2 protein-coding genes are annotated in these 2,790 nt (G+C 42.7%); both read right to left on the reverse strand.

What is annotated here, in order from left to right; all coding sequences use genetic code 11:
• Positions 1-459, reverse strand: a 459-nt coding sequence (locus tag AC1DPZ_RS24925; RefSeq protein ID WP_477408563.1) for an ABC transporter permease, incomplete at its 3' end; no start/stop codon positions are given.
• Positions 460-578: 119 nt separating this feature from the next.
• Positions 579-2,790, reverse strand: a 2,212-nt coding sequence (locus AC1DPZ_RS24930) for an ABC transporter permease (protein WP_477408565.1), incomplete at its 5' end; no start/stop codon positions are given.

Here is a 2,790-nt window from a genome sequence, read left to right on the forward strand (position 1 = left end):
GATTACAACAGAGAATGGTGCTTTGAGTGCATCCGATGCCGCTCCCGACAATAATTTAAAAGAATAAAAATCAAAGAAACCCGCATCTGCAAACATCAGTTTACTTTCTGCAAACTTATTTTCGGGTGATTTTGGATTGCTCACCACCAATGGCCTGAAATAAGTCATCGTACGCATGTAATCCTCCACCACAGGATTATTTTGTTTTACAATAGGCCCGGCAGCGTAACTCATGTAAGCCATATTCATGACATTTCCCCCCACCTTTATAGATGCCCGGAGGTTATAAATCCGCTTCCCGTTTTTGTGAAAACTATCGTAACTCATTTCATGGGTTACATACAGCATAATCATGATACAAACTGCAAGCCCCACGGCCAAACCCGTGATATTGATAAAGGTAAAACCCTTATTCCTGCTCAAACTCCTGAAAGCTATTTTGATGTGATTACTTAACATATGTTAGTTCATTGGTTCACTGGTTCATTAGTTCATTAGTACTTGTCGCTGATAAACGGTTTGTTATTGTAGACAGTCTCGTCATTGCTTATCGCGAGCAACAGTTGTCACCCCACTCACTACTCACTCTTCAAGCTTTTTACCGGGTTGGCCAACGCCGCTTTGGTTGATTGTATACTAACCGTAATGGCGGCTACCAATAATGCGGCAGCACCTGTTATGATAAACACCCACCATTGTATATCAATACGATAAGCGAAATCCTGCAGCCATTTGCTGGATATGTACCAGGCTATTGGCGATGCGATAACGGTGGCTATAATCACCAGTGCTAAAAAATCTTTTGCTATCAGCAGGATAATATTCATAACGCCTGCACCCAATACTTTACGAATACCAATCTCTTTGGTACGCTGCACTACGGCAAAGGCTGTTATAGCAAACAACCCTAAACAGGCCAGTATAATGGCCAGCGCTGAAAAAGTGGTGAATACCCCTGCTGTACGTTGTTCGGTGCGGTATAGGGCGTTGTAATTATCGTCCAGAAAATGGTAATCATATGGCCTGTGCGTAACGTGGTCTTTCCATACCTTACCAATCCCGGTTATTATTTGAGGTGTGTTATTGCCGTTAATCCTAATAAACAACTTGTGCAGTTGCTCATTATCCAAAAACAGGATGAGCGGGGTAATAGGATCATGAAACGTTTTAAAATTAAAATCTTTAATAACACCTTTCACAACACCGGGGTTACCTTTTGATATGGTTTTGCCTATGGCCTGCTCCGGTGTCCACCCTAAGGCTTTTACAGCCGATTCATTCATGATAAAAGAATAGTGATAGTTTTTGTACTTATTGGTGGTATCCATTTGCAGCAAGTCGGYACGGGTATAATCGCTGCCCGCGGTTAAGCTCAGTTGCATAGTTTTCACAAAATCCATATCCACCGGTATGGCGGTCACCGAAATACTTTTGCCATCATTGGTACTGATACCATCGCCCCAGCCTACATTAATAGGCTCGTCATTTGCAGCGGCTACAGATTGCACACCCGGAATGGCCGCCATTGCTTTTTTCAGGGCTTCGAGTTGTGGCCGTATCTTATGATCTACAGGTAAAACTACTACGTTGCTTTTATTGTAGCCAATATCCTTATTGCGGATATAGGCCAACTGTTGCAATATCACAATGGTAGAGATGATTAGAAAAATAGAGATCACAAACTGGAACACGATGAGCGATTTGCGTACACTTTGACCTGAAGTAAACGAGAAGCCCGATTTAAGTATCTTCACCAGTTTTGCGTTGGATAACAATAACGCAGGGTACGCCCCTGCCGCAAAACCCACCACTAAACTTAATGCCACCAAACCACCAATTACAGCCGGGTTAAATAACACCATTATTTCCAATTGCTTGCCCGATATCTGGTTAAATAAAGGCAATACCAAACCTGCCAAAATCATAGCAAATACTGATGCTATTGCGGCGGTAAAAACCGACTCAGCTATAAACTGCCAAAATAATTCGCCATTACCGGCGCCCATTACCTTGCGTATGCCTATCTCGGCACCGCGTCCGGCCGATTGGGCTATGGCCAGGTTTATATAATTTACGCAGCCTATCAATAGTATCAGTATAGCTACAGCCAAAAGGATATAAATGTAAGTGATACTGCCGGTAGGCTCAAATTCGTATGGTATGCCAGAGTGGAGGTGAATAGCTGTTAGTGGTTGCAGGTTGTAAGTAAGGTAATGTTTCCCCTCCATCTTAAGCTCTTTTTTGCTAACCGTGTTTACCATGTAATCGGTTAGTTTAGCTTGAAGCGATTTGATATTAACTTTATCATCAATAAGCAAATAAGTCATGTTACTTGCCGACCACCATTGCTCGGGCCCGTTATCGGTAATGTATAAGCTAAAAGGCACAACAAAATCAAACTGAATTTGCGAGTTTGACGGAACGGTTGCCGCAACCGCCGCCACCGTAAAGTTTTTTGAACCAACTGATAAAACTTTGCCCAAGGCATCCTGGTTACCAAAATACTTTTTTGCCGCGTTTTGGGTAATCACTATTTTATCAGGCGCGTTTAAAGCCGACCGCGCATCGCCCTGGAGCAAGGGGAACGAAAACACGCTGAAAAAATTGGCATCGGCATAAAATACCTTTTCTTCAAACACCTGGTTGTGGTAACTTATTACCATAGGATATTTAAAGGTGCGTACATATTCCTTCACGCCCGGAAACGTCCTTTTAAATTGCGGGCCTGCCTTTGTACCACTTAAAGCAATATTTTTAGTTACGTCGGACGAATTATACTCCATCGTAGCC

Source organism: Mucilaginibacter sp. P4_G9 (assembly GCF_056400985.1).